At 35.4% G+C, this 20,059-nt stretch carries 18 protein-coding genes and 1 tRNA gene; 10 read left to right on the forward strand and 9 right to left on the reverse strand.

All coding sequences use genetic code 11. The features are described from left to right. The 4 genes from PHP31_07770 to PHP31_07785 all read right to left on the reverse strand — a co-directional run. Positions 1-270 (reverse strand): hypothetical protein (locus tag PHP31_07770; protein ID MDD3739174.1); only part of this gene is annotated, 270 nt, incomplete at its 3' end. A 14-nt stretch (positions 271-284) separates the two neighbouring features. Continuing rightward, positions 285-833 carry a C25 family peptidase propeptide domain-containing protein gene (locus tag PHP31_07775; protein MDD3739175.1) on the reverse strand — a complete coding sequence of 183 codons (549 nt, stop codon included), beginning with the start codon at positions 831-833 and terminating at the stop codon, positions 285-287. 96 nt (positions 834-929) lie between these two features. Next, complete coding sequence (locus PHP31_07780) at positions 930-2,498, reverse strand: Rne/Rng family ribonuclease (protein ID MDD3739176.1); 1,569 nt, start codon at positions 2,496-2,498, stop codon at positions 930-932. Between the two features lie 213 nt (positions 2,499-2,711). Then, positions 2,712-2,996 carry an integration host factor subunit beta gene (locus PHP31_07785; GenBank protein ID MDD3739177.1) on the reverse strand — a complete coding sequence of 95 codons (285 nt, stop codon included), beginning with the start codon at positions 2,994-2,996 and terminating at the stop codon, positions 2,712-2,714. A gap of 185 nt (positions 2,997-3,181) precedes the next feature. Here PHP31_07785 and PHP31_07790 point away from each other — a divergent pair. The 3 genes from PHP31_07790 (at position 3,182) to tnpA (ending at position 4,197) form a co-directional block, all read left to right on the forward strand. After that, positions 3,182-3,253 (forward strand) — tRNA-Arg (locus PHP31_07790). An 18-nt stretch (positions 3,254-3,271) separates the two neighbouring features. Further along, positions 3,272-3,610: a PAS domain-containing protein gene (locus PHP31_07795; protein MDD3739178.1), complete on the forward strand. Its 339-nt coding sequence runs from the start codon at positions 3,272-3,274 to the stop codon at positions 3,608-3,610. Positions 3,611-3,735: 125 nt separating this feature from the next. Continuing rightward, the gene (gene tnpA / locus PHP31_07800; GenBank protein MDD3739179.1) at positions 3,736-4,197 is read left to right on the forward strand and encodes an IS200/IS605 family transposase; all 462 of its coding nucleotides are present in this window, start codon (positions 3,736-3,738) and stop codon (positions 4,195-4,197) included. Positions 4,198-4,654: 457 nt separating this feature from the next. Here tnpA and PHP31_07805 read toward each other — a convergent pair whose 3' ends face one another. Then, positions 4,655-5,578, reverse strand: coding sequence for a type II CAAX endopeptidase family protein (locus PHP31_07805; GenBank protein MDD3739180.1), 924 nt, complete (start codon positions 5,576-5,578; stop codon positions 4,655-4,657). A 180-nt stretch (positions 5,579-5,758) separates the two neighbouring features. Between PHP31_07805 and PHP31_07810 the strand changes: the two genes are divergently transcribed. The 3 genes from PHP31_07810 to recJ all read left to right on the forward strand — a co-directional run bounded on the left by PHP31_07810 (position 5,759) and on the right by recJ (position 10,538). Next, positions 5,759-6,943 carry a PKD domain-containing protein gene (locus PHP31_07810; GenBank protein MDD3739181.1) on the forward strand — a complete coding sequence of 395 codons (1,185 nt, stop codon included), beginning with the start codon at positions 5,759-5,761 and terminating at the stop codon, positions 6,941-6,943. Between the two features lie 16 nt (positions 6,944-6,959). Then, the gene (gene cls, locus PHP31_07815) at positions 6,960-8,462 is read left to right on the forward strand and encodes a cardiolipin synthase (protein MDD3739182.1); all 1,503 of its coding nucleotides are present in this window, start codon (positions 6,960-6,962) and stop codon (positions 8,460-8,462) included. 324 nt (positions 8,463-8,786) lie between these two features. Beyond that, complete coding sequence (gene recJ / locus PHP31_07820; protein ID MDD3739183.1) at positions 8,787-10,538, forward strand: single-stranded-DNA-specific exonuclease RecJ; 1,752 nt, start codon at positions 8,787-8,789, stop codon at positions 10,536-10,538. A gap of 22 nt (positions 10,539-10,560) precedes the next feature. On the opposite strand, the gene PHP31_07825 is transcribed toward recJ, so the two are convergent. The 3 genes from PHP31_07825 to kbl are packed head-to-tail and all read right to left on the reverse strand — an operon-like array spanning position 10,561 to position 13,970. Further along, positions 10,561-11,184 carry a LysE family transporter gene (locus PHP31_07825; GenBank protein ID MDD3739184.1) on the reverse strand — a complete coding sequence of 208 codons (624 nt, stop codon included), beginning with the start codon at positions 11,182-11,184 and terminating at the stop codon, positions 10,561-10,563. 26 nt (positions 11,185-11,210) lie between these two features. After that, entirely contained in the window at positions 11,211-12,749 is a 1,539-nt protein-coding gene (locus tag PHP31_07830) for a GH3 auxin-responsive promoter family protein (GenBank protein MDD3739185.1), read from the reverse strand. Positions 12,750-12,779: 30 nt separating this feature from the next. After that, positions 12,780-13,970: a glycine C-acetyltransferase gene (gene kbl / locus PHP31_07835; GenBank protein ID MDD3739186.1), complete on the reverse strand. Its 1,191-nt coding sequence runs from the start codon at positions 13,968-13,970 to the stop codon at positions 12,780-12,782. 390 nt (positions 13,971-14,360) lie between these two features. On the opposite strand from kbl, the gene ssb reads away from it, so the two are divergent. From ssb to PHP31_07850, 3 genes are all read left to right on the forward strand, one after another. Continuing rightward, positions 14,361-14,708, forward strand: a complete 348-nt coding sequence (gene ssb, locus PHP31_07840; protein MDD3739187.1) for a single-stranded DNA-binding protein — start codon at positions 14,361-14,363, stop codon at positions 14,706-14,708. Between the two features lie 106 nt (positions 14,709-14,814). Next, complete coding sequence (locus PHP31_07845; GenBank protein MDD3739188.1) at positions 14,815-16,041, forward strand: hypothetical protein; 1,227 nt, start codon at positions 14,815-14,817, stop codon at positions 16,039-16,041. Then, a complete protein-coding gene (locus PHP31_07850; protein ID MDD3739189.1) occupies positions 16,020-17,297 on the forward strand; it encodes a hypothetical protein in 1,278 nt (425 codons plus the stop codon). The genes PHP31_07845 and PHP31_07850 overlap by 22 nt, the downstream gene beginning before the upstream one ends. Positions 17,298-17,547: 250 nt before the next feature. Here PHP31_07850 and PHP31_07855 read toward each other — a convergent pair whose 3' ends face one another. Next, complete coding sequence (locus PHP31_07855; GenBank protein ID MDD3739190.1) at positions 17,548-19,674, reverse strand: prolyl oligopeptidase family serine peptidase; 2,127 nt, start codon at positions 19,672-19,674, stop codon at positions 17,548-17,550. A 214-nt stretch (positions 19,675-19,888) separates the two neighbouring features. Between PHP31_07855 and PHP31_07860 the strand changes: the two genes are divergently transcribed. Next, positions 19,889-20,059: acetyl-CoA C-acyltransferase (locus tag PHP31_07860; GenBank protein ID MDD3739191.1), on the forward strand; the 171-nt coding region annotated here is incomplete at its 3' end.

The raw sequence follows: 20,059 nt of genomic DNA on the forward strand, positions 1-20,059 counted from the left end.
TCCTTGGTCGGTTCTGAAAACTTTAAGAGAGTCAGCCCACTTTTTATAGGCTGGGCTGTTAGGAACAATGATAAGGTATTCGCAACCTGTGCTCATCGGACTTCTTGTAATATTGCTGGTTCTCTTATCGTAATCAATTACGGGCAATGAAGCAGAGTTTACAATATTATCCATAATAATCGGATCGAAGTATTTACTTCTTAGTCTGTTATCTCCAAATTGTCCGTTACCGCCGCTAAAAGTAATACGAGCTTTTATGTCTCTGTACACTTTAAGTTCTTTTGTTACAGGGTTGTAAGCAAATGGCGAAATGTTAATAGAACAACGTCAACACCTCTTAGCTGTTTAACTTCCGATAATGTTGAAATATTTTCGGGGAAGAAAGCATTACGGCTGTACACATTGCTACTTTTTGAAAATACCAAGCCATCTTCATTTTCTTTTGGAATAACCGGAGATGGTGCAATGTTGACATTTTGAATAATTTCAACACGGTAATCAATAATTTCTAAATTTGCAGTGGCTCCTTGCGGAATAGCGACAAGTCTGCTTATTCCGGGGATATTAGGTTCGCCTGCGTTTGTAAAAAGAGCAAACCCGTCGAATGCTATTTCCTGCATTTGTTCACCGTTGATGTCAACAGATTCTAGCGTAAAATTGTTAACAGAAACGTTTAGCTCTACTTTATTTGGAGTATTGCTCGTTAGGGTTAATCCTTGTTTACCCCACGAATCCTGATAGGTATAGCTTTCGGCTGAAGCTACCAAACAAAATACAAACAAAAGCACGGACATAAGAACTGCTTTTGCAGAAGTTAGATAACGATAATTCATTTTTTGTAATTATTTAGTTGTTAATTTATGATTATAATTTTTAGCAAAGATAAAAAAATAGCAATATAAACCCTATAAAAATGTTAAAAAAAATATTTATATGAGAATTTCATTATCATTTTTTCCGAAGAAGTGATATTCCAATATCTTGTACGAATTGGCAGGCTCAATTTTAATCCATTTGCCAAACATTTTGTACCATTGCCATTGTACGCTTTTTAATCGTAAGCTTTTTGAGGTGAGATAGGCATGTACAAACGGGTGCACTTTTAGTTTCAAGTGTTTTTCATTCTGATTTGACAGCAAATATTGTATGTCATTTTGTATTTCGTCGACAATAACGATAGGCGGTTTTATTTTTCCGGTACCTTGGCAGGTGGGACATTGTTCCTGAATAGAAACGTTGGTAACAGGTCTGACTCTCTGACGCGTTATTTGAATAAGTCCGAACTTACTTGGTGGTAAAACAGTATGTTTGGCATTATCTTTTTCCATTTCGTGTTTAAGGTGCACGTACAAAGCCTTGCGGTTTTTGGTTTCGTGCATGTCGATAAAGTCAACTACAATAATGCCGCCCATGTCTCTGAGGCGTAGCTGACGAGCCACTTCGGTTGCAGCTTCAATGTTGACTGCTAAGGCATTTTCTTCCTGAGATATGTCGGAGTTTAATTTATGACCCGAGTTAATATCAATAACGTGAAGAGCTTCGGTGTGTTCGATTATCAAGTATATACCGTTTTTTATGGTAACGGTTTTTCCGAACGAGTTTTTTATCTGCTTGTCAATGCCGAAACTTTCAAAAATTGGTATTTTTCTCTTGTAAACCTTAACTATATCAGTTTTACCTGGTAGTATGGTACTAATATACGATTTAATTTCTTCGGCTACTGTAGTATCATCTACATGTATGTTTGTAAACGTTTCGTTTAGCATATCACGTAGCAATGCTGAGGTACGACTGATTTCGCTTATTATTTTTTGTGTAGGCTTAGCTTTAAAGAGTTCAGTGCTAATTGTATTCCACTTTTCGATAAGTGAATTAAGGTCGGCATCTAAGTCGGCAACACGTTTACCTTCGGCTACGGTTCTGATAATGATTCCGAAATTGGGCGGACGTATGCTCGAGATTAGCCTTTTAAGTCGGTTACGTTCTTGTATAGACTTAATTTTCTGCGATATCGACAGTTTATTTCCAAAAGGAACTAACACAAGGTATCTTCCGGCTAAAGAGATTTCGGAAGTAACTCTAGGTCCTTTGGTAGATATGGCTTCTTTTGCTATTTGGACTAAAACGGTGTCGTTGGGTTTAAAAACCTGAGATATTTTTCCCGACTTTTCTATATCGGGTTCAAGTTTAAAGTCTTGTAAATTGCCGTCGTTGAGCTTTCGCTTTGTAGCAAAACCGATAAACTTATTAAAAGAATTAATTTGCGGACCAAGGTCGAAATAGTGCAAAAAAGCATCTTTTTCCGACCCAATATCAACAAATGCAGCGTTAAGTCCGGGCATAATCTTCTTAACCCGACCAAGATAAACATCGCCAACGGCAAAATTGCTGTTGAGTTTATCTTTGTTCAGTTCAACCAAAGTCTTATCTTCTAATAAGGCTAAGTTTATTTCCGAACTATCTACATTTATGATTAATTCTTTATTTACCACAGCCATTATTTCACAACACTTTTACGTTCAAAAATTGTGGTATATTGTTCTAAACTGAAAAATATCCAAATTTGGGCATAGTCCAAAACAAAAGAAATGGCTATTTCTTTTTATGACGATTTTTGCGTAAACGTTTTTTGCGTTTGTGCGTAGACATTTTATGTCTTTTTCTTTTCTTTCCGCTTGGCATTATTTTATTGTTTTAATTTAAAATATATGTTACTTCACGTTTTTTTTAACCTGATTTAAAAACTCTTTTGAAGGTTTAAATGTAGGAATGTGGTGTTCCGGAATTACTATTGTGGTGTTTTTCGAAATGTTTCTACCAATTTTTTTTGCACGTTTTTTTACAACAAAGCTACCAAAGCCTCTCAAATAAACGTTTTCTCCTCCTATCATAGAAGATTTTACAGCATCCATAAATCCTTCAACTACTTGTTGAACTGCTACTTTTTCTATGCCTGTTTTGCTAGCAATTTCAGCTACAATTTCTGCTTTAGTCATATGAGTATTTTTTTATATTATTTGTGTTATTATATTAATTATGTTTAGTTTAACATTCTTTTAAGAATGATTTGCAAAGATAATATTCTTTTTATAATTATGTGTGATATTTAACTTTTTTAAATTTAATTTCAAATTGAAAACAATCTGATATTATGAATTATCTTTTACCTTTGCAAAAAAATGGTCCTATAGTTCAACGGATAGAACGAAAGTTTCCTAAACTTTAGATCCAGGTTCGATTCCTGGTGGGACTACTCTTTAAAGAGAATGCCATGGATTACAACATTCCCGACTGGGCTAAGGCATTGAGCTGTGCCATTACCGTATGCGACAAAAACGGAATTATTAAATACATGAACGATAAATCGTTGGCTATAAATGGTGGCTCTAAAATGTTGGGAGCTAATTTGTTTCCTTGCCATAACGAGCGTTCGCAAGAAATAATCAGACGTTTGCTAGAAAAAGGCGAATCCAATAGCTATACAATTGAAAAGAAAGGTGTTAAAAAGCTTATACACCAAACGCCTTGGTATATAGACGGAGAAATTGCAGGTTTGGTTGAAATATCTATAGAAATTCCTGAACAAATGCCACATTATGTGCGGGGTTGAGAGTTATTCTGTTCATGTTAAATTGGAGGTGCGTTAGCACCGTACAATTTGTAGAAAAACGTTTTATATTCGATAAAGGTGCGTAGCACCGAACCATTAGAAAAATGTAACAAACAAATACAACTATGGCAAACACGTACACTCAATGTTATTTTCACATAGTTTTCTCACCTAAAAATCGTGAAGCATTGATTCATAAATCATGGAAAGATAACCTAGAGAAATATATTACAGCGTGCATACAAAACCGCAAACACAAATTATTGGCAATTAATGCTCAGCCAGATCATGTTCATATACTTATTGGTTATTATCTGAGTGATTTAATTCCCGATTTGGTTGAAGACATAAAAACGTCAAGTAATCATTGGATAAGAGAAAACAAATTCACAAAATTTAAATTTGATTGGCAAAAAGGTTATGGTGCATTCACACATTCTAAATCGCAAGTTGATCAAGTTGTAAAATATATTCTGAACCAAGAAGAGCATCACAAGAAACGCAGTTTTAGGGAAGAATATCTAGATATTTTGAAAAAGAATAATGTCGATTATAACGAGGCATATTTATTTAACTTTTTTGAATAATCGATATTAGAAGAAGAGATTTAATGGTTCGGTGCTATGCACCTCTTAATTTTATCATTGTTGAGTTACAAATGGGGCGCCGTTATACGGCTTTTGTTAAGTGTTTTTGAAAACAGACATACATTTTTTGAAATCAAAGGTATGTTAGCGCCACACAATTTGAACATAAACCATTGCAAAATAGCATGGTCAACTATAACAAGGCATAGTCATTTGATTTTTTTGAATAATCGATATTAAAAGAAGAGATTTAATGGTTCGGTGCTACGCACCTCTTAATTTTGTCATTATGTAGTTACAAATGGGGCGCCGTTATACGGCTTTTGCTAAGTGTTTTCGGGGACAGATATATATTTTTGTAATTAATTAAAGGTGCGTTAGCACCGTAAAATTTGTAGATAAACAATTCACATTAAATCAAAGGTGCGTAGCACCGAACCCTCGAATATTCTGATATTTAATCGACTAATTTAGTCGATTTCCCAATCTTTTTTATCTTAACTATCGCAATAACTGTTAGTACCGCACAAGCTATTCCTATTGTCGGATCTACATTTGTTGTTAGCTCATCTCCCGAAGGGATAATATTATATTTATTTGAAATAAATTCTACAACTACTGCCGAAAAATTGTTCAAAAAGTGGAATAGTATAGGCATCCACAAGCTTTTAGAATAAATAAATATATACCCTAATATTGCTCCTAATATCATGCGTGGCAGAAAACCGTAAAATTGGAAGTGTATTGCCGAAAATATTATAGCCGACAACCAAACGGCAACATGTGCATTTTTGTACTTACCATATATGCCCTTACATATAATGCCTCTGAAAAGTATTTCTTCGACTACTGCCGGTATTAAAGCCAAAACAATTGTGTTTACAAGTAAAGAAGTGTATGTTGTTGACAACAGAAAAGCATCGGTTATTACCTTGTTGTTGTCTTCCATCAGTCTCATATATTCTTCAACAGATTTTAGCCACTGCGGCAAAACCATACCTTGATTCCACTCGTTGGTAATAGCACTTATTGGAACACTAAGAAAGAATAATATTACGGTCAAACCAATTACCGAACCCGAAGACTTTCTGTTTATTCCCAAATATTCGCCAAAATGTTTTTTGGTAAGCCACACATATAACAACGACGGCATAAGTAATCCGACAAGCATAGTTGTTGCCTGAACTAACTTTAAGGCTCCTACGTGTGTGCTGTTCTGATAATCGGGATTAACAAAAATAAGGTTTGCTTGACCGGGGTAGCACAACATTATCAATAATTTGCCCAACAAAGCTCCGATAATCAAGAAAAAAATCAACAAAACTATAAGTAAACCAACCTTACCCCAAAAGGGAATATTACTTATTAACGGCTTTTTCATTATGCTGAAAATTTGAATTTGAACTGTAAAGGTATATTTTTTATACAATTTGATATTTCGGAAGGTAAAAAAATGCTCAAACTGTACTTGCTTTTAAAAATAATTGTAATTTTGAATTTATGTTTCGATTATGGAACAACAAGGAATTGTTAAATAGATGAATTTAAAATTAATTTTGCTATGAAATCCTTCTTTTTACCTAAATTATTAATAAGCTTAATAGTCCTAAACACCCTAACAATATTAAGTTACGGACAAGTTAGAGATGTAGAAATACACAACATTAACAAGAGCTCTAAACAAGCAACCGATGTAGACGTTGATTTTACTGCAGATAAACGCAGCGGCACACCACCTTTACAAGTTCAGTTTACCGACCAAAGTAGTGGAAATCCTGTAGCTTGGCTATGGAAGTTTGGCGATGGCGATACCAGCAATGTTCAAAACCCTGTGCATACTTACACACAAAATGGCAATTATTCGGTGCGCTTGGTAGTAACCGACAGCGACAACAATAAGTATAGTTTGGTAAAAGAAAACTATATTAAGGTAGGAGCCGTCCTTGGCAATTGCGATTCGCTTCGATTTCCATTACCCGAACCTTTGACTCGTTATATTTTGCAAAACAAAGAAGGATATGTGTTTGGGAATAACAAATACAACGACAAAGCAATTGCCGATTCATTCAACATTTCGAACAAAACAGGATACATAGTAGGTGCAATTTTCGACTTTAGTATAGCTACGCAATCTGCAGGCAACAACGAAATACTTAAAATAGAAGTTTTGGGAGCAAACGGAACTAGTGGTTCGCCGGGTACCCTAATAGGTTATGATACTATTTCATTGTCGAGAATTATTAGAGATGTTAGAGCAAACAGGTTAACAAGGGTTAATTTCAAAACACCTATACAAGTTTCGGGTGCTTTTTATTTTGGTATCACTCTTCCCACGTTGAGCGGAGATACTTTAGCATTTTGGTCGACGCAAAACAACTATTTGTCATACGCAACAGCCTGGATTAAAACTTCAAACAATAATTGGCATTCTGCTTCTGAATTGTACGGAAGCAGCGGAAGTAGTTTTATAGTTTCCAATGCTATATATCCTAAAGTTTGTTTCGAGTTGAGCAAATCCATAGAACAGATCAATAAATTAGAAATATTTCCCAATCCTGTTACCAATTACATTTACATTGATAACGATAAACCTTATAAATATGTGATAACCAATATTCAGGGACAAAAAATTAAACAAGGAACTTGTACCAATAAAATAGATGTTACCGATATAAAAAGCGGATTTTACCTTCTGTACATTTTTTCTCCCAATGTTAATGTGTTTAAAGTAATAATCAACAAATAATAACGGAAAGACTAAGGTGGCTGTTTTAGCAATCATAGAAAAGCTAATATATCTGATATACTTTGTTATATTGGTATTTGTGTGTTTGCGAATTATATTCGACACTCAAGATACGAGCAAGGCATTAGCCTACGTTCTTTTTGCTATTTTTGTTCCAATCGTAGGCATTGCTTTTTACTTTACTGTAGGGATTAATTACAGGAAAAGGAAATTATACACCAAAAAACTTAAGCACGAAGAAAAGTTAAAAGGTTTTTTGTATGGCAATGAAAGTTGGACAAATGCAAACAAAAAAATATTTGAAGATATAGGTTTAAAAAGCTATAAACCGCTTGCTAAGCTGCTTTCAAATAGTCATGTTGGCACAATAACGGTAAACAACGATGTAGAACTGTTGATAAACGGCGAAGAGAAATTTAAATCCGTGTTTGAAGCAATAAGGGAAGCTAAAAACCATATTCATATTGAGTATTTTATTATAGAAGATGACTACGTAGGAAATCAATTAGCCGAATTGCTGATACAAAAAGCTTCGGAAGGTGTTGAAGTCCGTTTTATTTACGACGATTACGGAAGTAGAGGAATACGAAAACGTTATGCACAGCGCTTGGCTCAAAATGGTGTAGATGTTCATCCTTTTTACAAAATAAAATTATTATTTCTTGCTAATAGGCTTAACTACCGAAATCACCGAAAAATCATCGTTGTTGACGGTAAAATTGGATTTGTTGGTGGAATAAACGTCAGCGACAGATACATCAACTACACCGATGAGCAAATTGATAAAATGGGTGTGTATGCTAAAAAAAATAGAAATAAAAAATATTGGCGTGATACGCACATTAAAATTTGTGGCGAGAGTGTTTATGCATTACAATACGTTTTTTTATGCGATTGGAATTTCTGTGCCAAGCAGGATTTAAAAGCCAATTTGAAGTTTTTCCCAAAAATTGACAAACAGTATAGCAATGGCAAAGCAGTGCAAATGGTTGCCGGCGGACCCGACAGCGAACTTCCACTTACAGAATTATCTATTCTTAGAACTATTAATAATGCCAAAACCGAAATTCTGATAACAACGCCTTATTTTATACCAAGTAAGAGCGTTTTAGAAGCGCTGTATTCGGCGGCTTTGTCGGGTGTTAAAGTAAAATTACTAGTACCAAAATGTTCCGATACGTTAATAATCGACGTGGCTGCCAAAAGCTACTACAACGAGCTACTTAGAGCCAACGCCGAAATTTATCTCTACACAAAAGGCATGATACATGCCAAAACTTTGGTTTCCGACAAAGAGCTTTCAATTGTAGGTACCGCCAACATGGATATCAGAAGTTTTGATTTAAACTTTGAAATAAATGCTATGATATACGATAAAGCGTTTTCGGAACAACTTGCCGATATATTCTACAAAGACCTTGACGATGCCGAAATAATAGATATTATTGAGTGGAATAAAAAACCATTTTATAAAAAGCTGTGGTCTAAGTTGTTAAGTCTGTTTTCGCCTTTATTGTAGCGTTTGGGAATCCATAATCATTTATTAAAGTTTGATTAATACCGACTTAGGTTGTTGAGCGTAGCCCGAAGTACGGAAATCTTTTATTATTACGTATTTTTTGAACCATTAAGTTCTTAGCCGTTGGCTGTTGGCTTTTAGCCATTGGCTATGAATTATGAACCCGGAAACTACGGGACAATACGTAACACATAGCTAGTTAAAGGCTAACAGCCAATAGCAACTTTGTAGTTAAAGATATTTATAGCACAACAGTATAATTATTTATGTTTTTTCGTAAAAAGGTTATGATATGTGATAAAATAGATTAATTTTGTTAGCAATATGGATAAACGTTGGATAATTGCCCCTGCTTGTGATAACGAAAAAGTTTTAAAACTTTCGTCGGAGTTGGGTGTATCCAACTTGTTGTCTGAACTTTTAGTTCAAAGAGGCATCACAACTTACGACGAAGCCAAAGCCTTTTTCCGACCATCGTTAGATATGTTGCACGACCCATTTTTGATGAATGATATGGATAAAGCCGTATCGCGAATTGAAAGAGCGCTAAAGAACAACGAGAAACTTATGGTTTACGGCGATTACGATGTAGATGGGACTACATCGGTGGCTTTGGTGTATTCGTTTTTTAAAGAAAACGGTTTCGACGATATTATTTTTTACATCCCCGATAGGTATAATGAAGGATACGGTATTTCTTACCGTTCTATTGATTTTGCAAACGAACAGGAGGTTGACTTAGTCATAGCTTTGGATTGCGGAATAAAAGCCGTCGATAAAGTTGACTATGCCAAACAAAAAGGCATTGATTTTATAATTTGCGACCATCATCGTCCGGATGTGGAAATACCTGCAGCTATTGCAGTTTTGGATAATAAAAGAGTTGACTCAACATATCCTTACGATGAACTTTCGGGTTGTGGTGTGGGTTTTAAACTTATTCAAGCCTATGCACAAAAAAATAATATAGCTTTCGATAAGCTTAAAAAATATTTGGATTTAGTTGCTATAAGTATAGCTTCCGATCTTGTGCCTATTACAGGCGAAAACAGAGTTTTAGCCTTTTACGGACTAAAAGCTCTTAACACTAATCCACGTCCGGGTATTATTGCAGTTTTAGAAGCTGCCAATATACGAGCAAATAACGATCCTGAAAACAAGTTGTTTTTCGAAAGAGAGCTTACAATAAACGATTTGGTGTTTTCGGTTGGACCGCGTGTTAATGCAGCGGGACGTATTAAAAACGGCGAAGATTCGGTTGAGTTACTAATATCGCAGGATGCAGAAATAGCTAAGCATTACGCAAGCAAAATAAATACCTTTAATAACGAAAGGCGAAATTTAGATACGCAAACCACTCAAGAGGCTTTGGAAATAATTTCATCGTCAGAAAAACTTAAAAACTCGCTTTCAACAGTTCTGTACAAACCCGAATGGCACAAGGGAGTTTTGGGTATAGTCGCATCAAGGCTTACAGAAGTTTATTATCGTCCTACGATAGTACTTTCCGAGTCGAATGGAATGCTAACAGGTTCGGCACGTTCTATAAAAAACTTCGATATTTATAATGCTATAGAGGAGTGTAGCGATTTGTTAGAACATTTTGGAGGACATACTTATGCTGCCGGTTTGTCTATAAAACCCGAAAATTTTGAAGCTTTTGTCAATAAATTTGAGAAAGTTGTAGAAAAAAACATCGACAAAGAGATGTTAGTGCCTGAAATTGAGATAGATGCCGAAATAAACTTAAATCAGATTACAGGCAAATTTGTTAGAATATTAAAACAATTTTCACCATTTGGTCCCGGAAATATGTCGCCTGTTTTTGTTACCAGAAATGTTAAAGATACAGGATATGTCCGTATAGTTGGTAAAAACCATATCAAAACTGAAGTTTTTCAAGAAACTGTGCGTAGCAATCCTTTTCCTGCTATAGCATTTCAGTTAGGCGAACATTATGAAAGAATAGAAAAAGGCGAAAAGTTTAACATCTGCTACCATATAGAAGAAAACGAATGGAACGGAATTAAAACCGTGCAGTTCAACGTTAAAGATATAAGTTTCGACGAAGCTTAAGCAATTATAACCTTGTACAGAGTTAAACCAACTTATAAAAGGTTCTGAGAATTAGTACAATTCCGAACAACATCAATACAATTCCGACAATACGATTAATACGTACGAGTAATTTATCGTTTAAGTGTTCTTTAATTTTGTCGGCAATAAAAACTTTAAGCAGGTCGGTTGAAAATACGGTTATTATTGTACCGCCAAAAAAGTAAAGAACATCTAACTTATCGCCAACACTTGCAGAAACCGTAACCATAGCCGTAATCCAGAAAAACCAAGCAAAAGGGTTCATGAAATTAAGTAAAAAACCCTTGCCTATGTAAGTAAACGGACTAGCCATAGGTGAGCGAATAAGCTTTTTTTCTTCGTCGATTATAACTTTTTTAAGGTATGTATATATTCCAAAGGAGATAAGAATAACGCCACCAATAACTCCAATTATTAAAAAGTTGCTGTTAGTATTCAGTAATTGCAATATCCCAAGAAAAGCTAAGTAAATAATTGTAGTGTCGCTGAGCGAAATTCCCAATGCCAAAAAAACTCCCGCTCTTTTTCCTGTGTATATGCTAGTTTGCAAAAGCGAAAAAAGGGCAGGTCCTATCAAAAAAGACATTGTAAATCCTAAAATAACACCTTTTATTACTGTCAGCATTACATCTTAACGTAATATTAAAAAAATTATTTCAAGTAATCTTGTATAAATATCAGCCAGTCGCTTAATTTTTCATCTTTCAGAACTCTCGGAAACTTATTTTGTCCACCTTCTTTTCCTTGTTTTTTAAGCCAATCGTAAAAGACAGAAGGATTAAGAATTACGGTTTCTACCGAAGTAATTGCGTGCAGTCGCTCGGTTTTGTAATCATCGTTGAGCAACTTCAAATTTTTGTCCAAAGTTTCGCTAACCAAAACAGGATCAACTGGAGTTTCGCAACCCACAAACCACTGATGTCCAAACATTCCGTTTATCGACTTTCTGCCACAAACGGCAAACTCTCTAACGGTAATATTTAGTTCTTCTTCAAGCATTTCTATAGCTTTATTAAGGTTTTGGTGCGATAAATGTTCACCGCAAATACTCAAAAACTGTTGCGTCCGACCGGATATTATAATTTCGTTATTCTCTTTCGATGTAAATTTAACAGTATCGCCTATCATATATCGCCATGCACCCGAACAGGTAGAAATTAGCAAAGCATAATCTACGTCTTCTTCTACTTTAGTAATATCTATAGGTTTTACGTTGTTTTTAATATTTCCGTCGTTGTCAAAATTTTCGCTTGTAAAAGGAATAAATTCGTAAAAAATGCCATTATCTACAATCAATTCCATAGATGTAGTATTTGGTCTGCTTTGGTATGCGATAAATCCTTCGGAAGCGAGATAGGTTTCAATGTAAACCAATGGTCGGGCTAAAAGACTTTCAAATCCCTTTATATATGGGGAAAACGGCACTCCACCATGAACAAAAATGGTAAGATTGGGCCAAATCTCGTGTATATCTGAAAGCTGATAATGGTCGATAATTTTTTCTAAAAGAATTTGCAACCAAGCCGGTACACCAACAATTGCAGCTATATCCCATTTAGGAGCTTTTTTTACTATTTCGTCTAATTTTTTTGTCCAGTCTTTTTCTCTCGAAATTTTCCTGCCGGGTTTGTAAAAATTTTGAAACCACAAAGGCAACTTGGCGGTTGTAATTCCCGACAAATCGCCTTCGTAGTATATGCTGTTGTTTTCGAGCTCGGTGCTGCCACCTAACATCAAAATCCCTTTTGAGAAAATTTTTGGCGGCAGGTCGTATTTATCTAAAGTCCATATTAGTCTCGTTCCCGATTTACGTATTTGACTAACCATTTTGGCTGTAACCGGAATATATTTGCTTGTTGCACCCGATGTACCGGAGCTTAACGCAAAATATTTAACCTTTCCGGGCCAGCTTACAGAGGTATCTCCTTCTAAGGATTTGTTCCACCACTGCTCGTACATCTCGTCGTAATCGAATATAGGTACATTTTTCTGAAACTGCTCAATCATATTTTTATGAGCAAGTATTTGCCTGAATTTATATTCTTTACCGAACGATGTATTCCTAGCACTCAAAAGAAGTTTCCTCAAAACATTTTCTTGTGCTTTGTCAACAGGAACCCTCTTTTGAGTGTGCGGTAATCTACCTCTGGCATCAATTACGTTTTTTATTACGTTTCCTAATAAAACCATATTATTAATTTTTAATTAATAAATGTGTTTTTATTTCAATACGCCCAACTCTTTACCAACTTTTGTAAACGCATTTATACATTTGTCTAAGTGTTCTCTCTCGTGTGCGGCAGAAATTTGTACGCGTATACGAGCTTCTCCTCTAGGTACAACAGGGAAGTAAAAACCTATAACATAGATACCTTCTTTCAATAATTTGTCAGCCATTATCTGACTAAGTTTAGCATCGTATAGCATAACAGCACAAATAGCGCTTTCGGTGGGTTTAATATCAAAACCGGCTTCTTGCATTTTGCCAACAAAGTATTTAGTGTTGTCGTGAAGTCTGTCTTGTAGAACATTATTTCTGCTCATCATATCAACCATCTTAATACCGGCAGCTGCAACAAGAGGAGGTATTGAATTGCTGAACAAGTAAGGACGTGAGCGTTGACGAAGCATGTCAATAATTTCTTTTTTACCTGTTGTAAATCCACCAATGGCTCCACCAAATGCTTTACCTAAGGTTCCGGTAATAATTTCTACTTTACCTCTAAGGTTGAACAGTTCGGTTACACCTCTACCAGTGCGTCCTACAACGCCGGCACTATGACTCTCATCAATCATAATCATAGCATCGTATTTTTGTGCTAGTTCGTAAAGTTTATCAAGTGGAACTACGTTTCCGTCCATTGAAAACACACCGTCGGTAACAATAAGTCTGAAACGCTGTTCTTGAGCTGCTTGTAACTGTTTTTCCAAGTCTTCCATGTCGGCGTTTGCGTATCTGTATCTAACAGCTTTACACAGTCTAACACCATCTATTATAGATGCATGGTTCAAGCTGTCGCTTATAATAGCATCTTCTGCACTCAATAGCGGTTCAAAAACACCACCATTAGCGTCGAAGCATGATGCGTACAAAATAGTATCTTCCATTCCAAAAAACTCAGAAATTTTATCTTCAAGTTCTTTGTGTAAATCAGAAGTACCGCAAATAAAACGTACCGACGACATTCCGTATCCGTGAGTGTCGAGGGCTTCTTTTGCAGCGGCTATTAGTTCGTTGTTGTTTGATAGTCCTAAGTAGTTATTAGCACAGAAGTTTAAAACTTTTTCACCACTGCTAATTGTAATTTCAGGTTTTTGTGCCGAAACTAATACGCGTTCGTTTTTGTATAAACCAGCTTCTTTAATTGAGTCTAATTCTTTTTGAAGAAATGATTGAAAATTTGTATACATAGTTATTGTTGTTTAAATTTTTTATTTTTTTGTTTAATATTTTTTCCAAAAGTACTTATTTTTTTTCTAACTCGGTTTTTTTTCTTCGATATTGACGAAAAAAATATAGTTTTTTATGGTTGTAAAATTTGACGTTAAACAAATAAACAGAAGAAATATTATTTGTTTTCAAACTTAAAAACACCTTTAAACTCATAATAGCATTGATTTTTACAACGATTAGAAAAGACAACAATATCCGACAACAAACGGTTAAAAACAGTTTTATTCGAATACAAATAATTTTTATCCGACTTGTGCTTGGGCGCCGTATTAGTTTTGCATCGTCAATCTGATAGAACAGTTGATCGACAATTAAAACATTTTATTAAACATTTAAATTTATTTATCATGAACACATTAAGTAACTCAGTAAAACTAATCGGACGCGTAGGACAAGATCCCGAAGTACGCAATTTAGAAAAAGGAAACAAAGTAGCTTCTTTCACATTGGCAACAAACGAAGTTTACACCGACAAGGAAGGCAAAAAACAAGAAATTACACAATGGCACAACATTGTTACCTGGGGAGGTTTGGCTACTATAGCCGAAAAATATTTAACCAAAGGCAGACAAGTTGCAATTGACGGTCGTATTGGATACAGAAATTGGGAAGACAAGTACGGCAGCAAACACGTAAAGACCGAAATAACCGCCAACGAGCTTATGTTGCTTGGGAATAAGGCAAAATCGGAATAGCGATTTATTTGTAGTTTGTTAAATATTTTTGTGCGGCGTTGGATTTTTTTCCAACGTCGCTTTTTTTTATTTGGTTTTATTACTTTTGCGCCAAAATACTATACAAATGAACAGATTTTTCACTCACATTAACGTTTTTAATAAAACATATCTTGCTAAGAGCACTATAGCCGTGGCAATATTGTTAATTTCAACTTTGTTTTTTCCCAAAGCTCTTGTTTCGCAGGAGCGACTTGTTAAAGTTGATTTTGAGTCAAATTCCTTTGTAAATCAGCCGTCTATACCTTTCGACCAGCCGTTTATCATTCAGGGCGAAGTAGGAAAGGATGTAGAATATGTTCAGGTTGTTATTCGCAATTCCGGTTCGGAATGGGATTTGCATAATTTTTCCTGGAATAGAATGCCCCCTAACCCAACTGAAACCTTTAATATTGTGGTTCCGCCCGTACTTGTTTCAAACTCAAAATACGATTTTGAAATTATTACCTATACACGCTTGTCTATGGGTCAGAAAACAAAATTAGTTGAGAATTTACGCGATAGAGTTGCATTTTATTTGAGCAATAATTTTATTTACGACAGCAAAAATGTTAGCATAAATAATCCTAAAACAGTTTACAAAGGATTGAAAAAACTCATAGACGAAGCTATGCGATATCAAATATCGAAAAATGAAATAACTTATACAGCTCCAACCACTCTTGTACTTGAGGAATTGGAAAAACAAAGCGATTTCAAATTCAAAAAAGTGTTGCGTGGGTCAAAGAATGTAGAAAGAAACGACTTAGCCAATGAGATGATAGCCGAAAAAGTAAATCTGCTAACCGATATGGTTATTAGCGAGTTGATGCCTTTTATTAATACGGATTTGGTTCAGCATTATAGGGTTGCAAAAATTGTTTCGGTGCAAACAGATAGGGAACGTTTTACTTTGCCGATTAATTTAGGCATGTACGTGTGGAATAAAGCTGCCACAGATATTAATGATGTGAAAATAAGAAATACAAATTTTACCTTAGGAGCCGGAGTTACCATTCCCTTCAGAAATAAAAGCAAATTCGCAAGTCGTAATAAATTTTTAGATTCTTTTGGCGTTTCTGCCGGAGTTCTGTTTTCGCCTGTTAAGGACGGCAACGGTGTTGAGTTTGTTACACCCGGAGTTAATCTTCCGGTATATACGGCTTTGGGCATAAGGCTTTTTAAGGTTGTTAGATTTAATGCCGGTGTTCTTGTAATCGGCGAAAAAGGAGCTCACGATTTCAAAAACTTAACGGTTATTCCTACGGCAGGATTAGCTTTAGAACTTGATTTATGGTTGGGTGTAAAAAAATAGGCAAATTAACAATATTATTGTTGGTTGTATTGGCTTACACTTCGTGTAAAATTCAATATCAGTCGGATATTACACTTTTTGAAGATTATAACGACAGTATTTATTTGAACATGCCTGACACAGGCTATTTAACTCTGAGCGATTTTACTTTATCGGAAAAGGAAACTATTAAATATAGCGTTGACTCACGTAAAGACACATCGTTATTAACAAAAAAAACCATTTCAGAAACAGACTATTTAAAGCAGCACAAAACCGAATTTAAATATCCAAGTGTGGGTTTAGAAACATCGGAAAATAATTTCTATCACAATTATTCTAACTACACTTCAGATATACCCTATACTACTCCTATTAAAGTGTCAACTAACGACGATTTGACCCTATTACAAGATAGCATAGCAAAAATTCTCAGAGAAATTAAGCAAATTCATTCAGTTTTGGATTTTCAGCAGTCTCAAATTAAATCGCTAAGTAATTCAATAAAAGTTTTTGATACTACAAGGCAGAGTAATTATAAAATTTCCGATTATAATCGTGATATACCTACCGGTTATACAGTAACAACCCCAACTGTTTATGCCAAAACCGATACCGTTTACAGATATTTGCAAGATAACAGAAATACTTATCAGCAAAACGAATTGGCAAAAGCCGAAGCCGAAATAAAGCAACTGAAAGCACAATTGGCAACAATTGGCAACAGGCAAACTAAAACCATAACCAAAACCGATACGCTTATTATCGTTAAAGAAGTGCTGACTCCAACAAAAACCGACACATCGACAAACGATAGTGTCCAGAGAGCCTTGATTGACGAGTTGAACAGCAAAACCGAGACAATAGTTTTATTTACCGATAGCATAATTCACCTACGCCAGCAAATAAACGAACTGAATGAGAAATCGGAGTATGATGTTATAGTTCAAACTGCCGATAACGACACGGTTTTGTTAGTTGCTAATTATGAAATAAATAAAAAAAGACCTTTAAACGAAACGCAAATATTAGATAGCTTCAAGCAATTGAATATTGATAATATAAAAACCGTTTTAATAAGTGGTTATACCGATGTAAGTGGCAATAGGTCAATTAATAGAAGAATTACCGAAAAACGTTTAGCGGCAATGCGTTTGCTACTAAACGATATAGGTATTGATAAGAAAAAGATTTTCATTCAAAATTTTGCCGATATTTATGCTTCAAAAAGTATAGTTGAAGCCGAAAGGCGTTTGGAAATTTTGGTGATTTATTGATAGTTTCTAAGGATAAATTTTGTGTTGGGAGTCGGCTGTTAGCTTTTGGCTCTTGGCTCTTGGCTCTTGGCTCTTGGCTTTTGGCTATGTTTTGCCAATGGCTAAAGGCTAAAGGCTAAAAGCTAACAGCCACTCATCACTCACCACCAATCACTGCCAACGGCTAACAGCAAAAAAAAAGTTGCGAGGTTCACCCGCAACTTTTTTATCACCCACCACTAATCACCATTCACTAACCACCAATTGCATTTTATTCTACTTTTACGTCCATATCAAGGTTGTAGAACATAAATGCGTAGGTATCTGCAATTTCGTCAATAACTTTTGAAGTAGGTTTGCCTGCACCGTGTCCTGCTTTGGTTTCGATACGAATAAGCACCGGATTGTTGCATTTTTGATTTGCTTGAAGTGTAGCAGCAAACTTAAACGAGTGTGCCGGAACAACTCTATCGTCGTGGTCGCCGGTGGTGATAAGAGTTGCAGGGTAGCAAGTAGTATCGTTAATATTGTGCAATGGCGAGTATTTTAGCAAGTAATGGAATTGAGTTTCGTCTTCGCTTGTACCGTAGTCGGTAGCCCAAGCCCAGCCAATAGTAAATTTGTGATATCTGAGCATGTCTAATACTCCTACAGCCGGCATTGCAACTTTAAACAAGTCGGGGCGTTGTGTCATACAAGCACCAACGAGCAATCCACCGTTTGAACCGCCTGAAATAGCTATTTTGCTTGGGTTGGTATATTTTTGTTCAATCAAGTATTCGGCAGCGCTGATAAAGTCGTCGAAAACATTTTGCTTGTTCAAAACAGTGCCAGCCATGTGCCATTCTTCACCGTATTCGCCACCGCCTCTAAGATTAGGCATTGCGTAAACACCGCCATTTTCCAAAAATATTGTTCTCGAAATGCTGAAACTTGGTGTTAGACTGATGTTGAAACCGCCGTAGCCGTACAACATAACGGGATTGTTTCCGTCAAGTTTAATATCTTTTTTGTGTACAATAAACATAGGAACTTTTGTGCCGTCTTTGCTTGTGTAGAACACTTGTTTTGTTTCGTAGTTCGATAAATCAACGTCGATATCAGGTCTGAAATATTCTGTTGATACATTATTTGCTATATCGTAAGAATAAATCACCGATGGGAAAGTAAAAGAAGTAAAGCTGTAGAACAAGGTGTTGTCATCTTTTTCGCCGCTAAACGAGCCAACCGAACCAAGTGTAGGAAGTTCTAAGAATGATAAAAACTTAGCGTCTGTATCAAGAATTTCGATTACCGAAGTAGCGTCTTTCATGTACATTGCAAATAGTTTGTCGCCGGCGTATTTTATACCTTGCAATACTTCGTTTTTCTCAGGAATAAAATCAACCCAGTTTGATGTAGGAGTTTTTGTATCTACCAATACAACTTTGTATTTGGGAGCATCTTGATTTGTGATAATTATCAGTTTATCGTCGATATTATCGATAACCGAATAATCTTTTTCAAAGCCTTTTACTATCTGAGTTATTTTGCTGTTTTTATTATTTAAGTCTTTAAAATACAAAGCGTTGCCTGTGGTACTTTCGGTTTCCGAAATAATTAAAAACCTTTCATCGTCGGTAGTACCTGCATAGTAAGTTCTTTGTGGTTTTGAAGGGTTTTCGTAAATTAAAATATCCTTATCTTGTGTATCGCCAATTTTGTGATAATAGATTTTATGATGTTCATTTACATTCGAATATTCTTTCCCTTCTTCAGGTTTTGGGTATCTGCTGTAGAAGAAGCCGTCGTCTTTCCACGATGCACCGCTAAATTTTACCCATTCAATAACGTCGGGCAATACTTCTCCGGTGGCAACTTCCATTACGTTTATGTTGCTCCAGTCGCTACCGGCTTTGTTAAGTTGGTAAGCCATGTACTTACCGTCTTTTGAAATGCTAATACCGCCTAAGGCTACGGTGCCATCTTCCGAAAGAGTATTTGGGTCGATGAGTACGCGAGCTTCGCCGTCCATACCTTCTTTAACATACAAAACAGCTTGGTTTTGTAAGCCTTCGTTTTTATAGTAAAAAACCCAATTGGCTTTTTTGAAAGGCGTACCTAATTTCGGATAATTCCATATTTTTTCCAAACGATTTTTGATTTTATCTCTGAATGGAATTTGGCTTATGTACTCTTGAGTAACTTTGTTTTGTTCTATGACCCATTTTTCGGTTTCGGCTGAAGTGTCGTTTTCCAACCAACGGTACGGGTCTGCTACTTCTATGCCGAAGTAAGTATCTACTTGGTCAACTGTAGCTGTTTCGGGATATACAACTATGATATCCTTTTTTGGAGATTTATTGCAACTTGCAAACATAACTACTATTAAAATGAGGACTAATGATAATTTTTTCATGTGTTAACTATTTTTTTGATGATTATTTTTATAAAAGTGTAAAATTATAAAATATATAAGAATTGCACCTAAAACCGCAAAGTTTTTATTTTCTAAAAAAATATACATATTGGGAAATAAATAAAAACATTTTTTCAATTAAAATATATTGATTAGTTTTGTAGAAAATATATTTAAACCGAATAAACACATTTAAAACTTAAATTAAAATATTATGAGAGAAGTAGTAATAGCATCGGCTGCACGTACAGCCATAGGAAGTTTTTTAGGAAAGCTATCACCTTTTTCGGCAACCGAATTAGGAGTATTTGCAGCCAAAGAGGCTATAAAAAGAGCAGGAATTAGTCCCGATATTGTTGATGAAGTATTGGTTGGGAACGTATTA

It is taken from the genome of Lentimicrobiaceae bacterium, assembly GCA_028697555.1.
Lineage (GTDB): Bacteria > Bacteroidota > Bacteroidia > Bacteroidales > UBA4417 > UBA4417.

Bases quoted from the DNA above. Each gene is read 5' to 3' on its own strand.
- PHP31_07775 (MDD3739175.1), bottom strand. From the start codon at position 833: ATGAATTATCGTTATCTAACTTCTGCAAAAGCAGTTCTTATGTCCGTG.
- PHP31_07780 (MDD3739176.1), bottom strand. From the start codon at position 2,498: ATGGCTGTGGTAAATAAAGAATTAATCATAAATGTAGATAGTTCGGAA.
- PHP31_07785 (MDD3739177.1), bottom strand. From the start codon at position 2,996: ATGACTAAAGCAGAAATTGTAGCTGAAATTGCTAGCAAAACAGGCATA.
- PHP31_07795 (MDD3739178.1), top strand. From the start codon at position 3,272: ATGGATTACAACATTCCCGACTGGGCTAAGGCATTGAGCTGTGCCATT.
- tnpA (MDD3739179.1), top strand. From the start codon at position 3,736: ATGGCAAACACGTACACTCAATGTTATTTTCACATAGTTTTCTCACCT.
- PHP31_07805 (MDD3739180.1), bottom strand. From the start codon at position 5,578: ATGAAAAAGCCGTTAATAAGTAATATTCCCTTTTGGGGTAAGGTTGGT.
- PHP31_07810 (MDD3739181.1), top strand. From the start codon at position 5,759: ATGAAATCCTTCTTTTTACCTAAATTATTAATAAGCTTAATAGTCCTA.
- recJ (MDD3739183.1), top strand. From the start codon at position 8,787: ATGGATAAACGTTGGATAATTGCCCCTGCTTGTGATAACGAAAAAGTT.
- PHP31_07825 (MDD3739184.1), bottom strand. From the start codon at position 11,184: ATGCTGACAGTAATAAAAGGTGTTATTTTAGGATTTACAATGTCTTTT.
- PHP31_07830 (MDD3739185.1), bottom strand. From the start codon at position 12,749: ATGGTTTTATTAGGAAACGTAATAAAAAACGTAATTGATGCCAGAGGT.
- kbl (MDD3739186.1), bottom strand. From the start codon at position 13,970: ATGTATACAAATTTTCAATCATTTCTTCAAAAAGAATTAGACTCAATT.
- ssb (MDD3739187.1), top strand. From the start codon at position 14,361: ATGAACACATTAAGTAACTCAGTAAAACTAATCGGACGCGTAGGACAA.
- PHP31_07845 (MDD3739188.1), top strand. From the start codon at position 14,815: ATGAACAGATTTTTCACTCACATTAACGTTTTTAATAAAACATATCTT.
- PHP31_07850 (MDD3739189.1), top strand. From the start codon at position 16,020: ATGGTTGGGTGTAAAAAAATAGGCAAATTAACAATATTATTGTTGGTT.
- PHP31_07855 (MDD3739190.1), bottom strand. From the start codon at position 19,674: ATGAAAAAATTATCATTAGTCCTCATTTTAATAGTAGTTATGTTTGCA.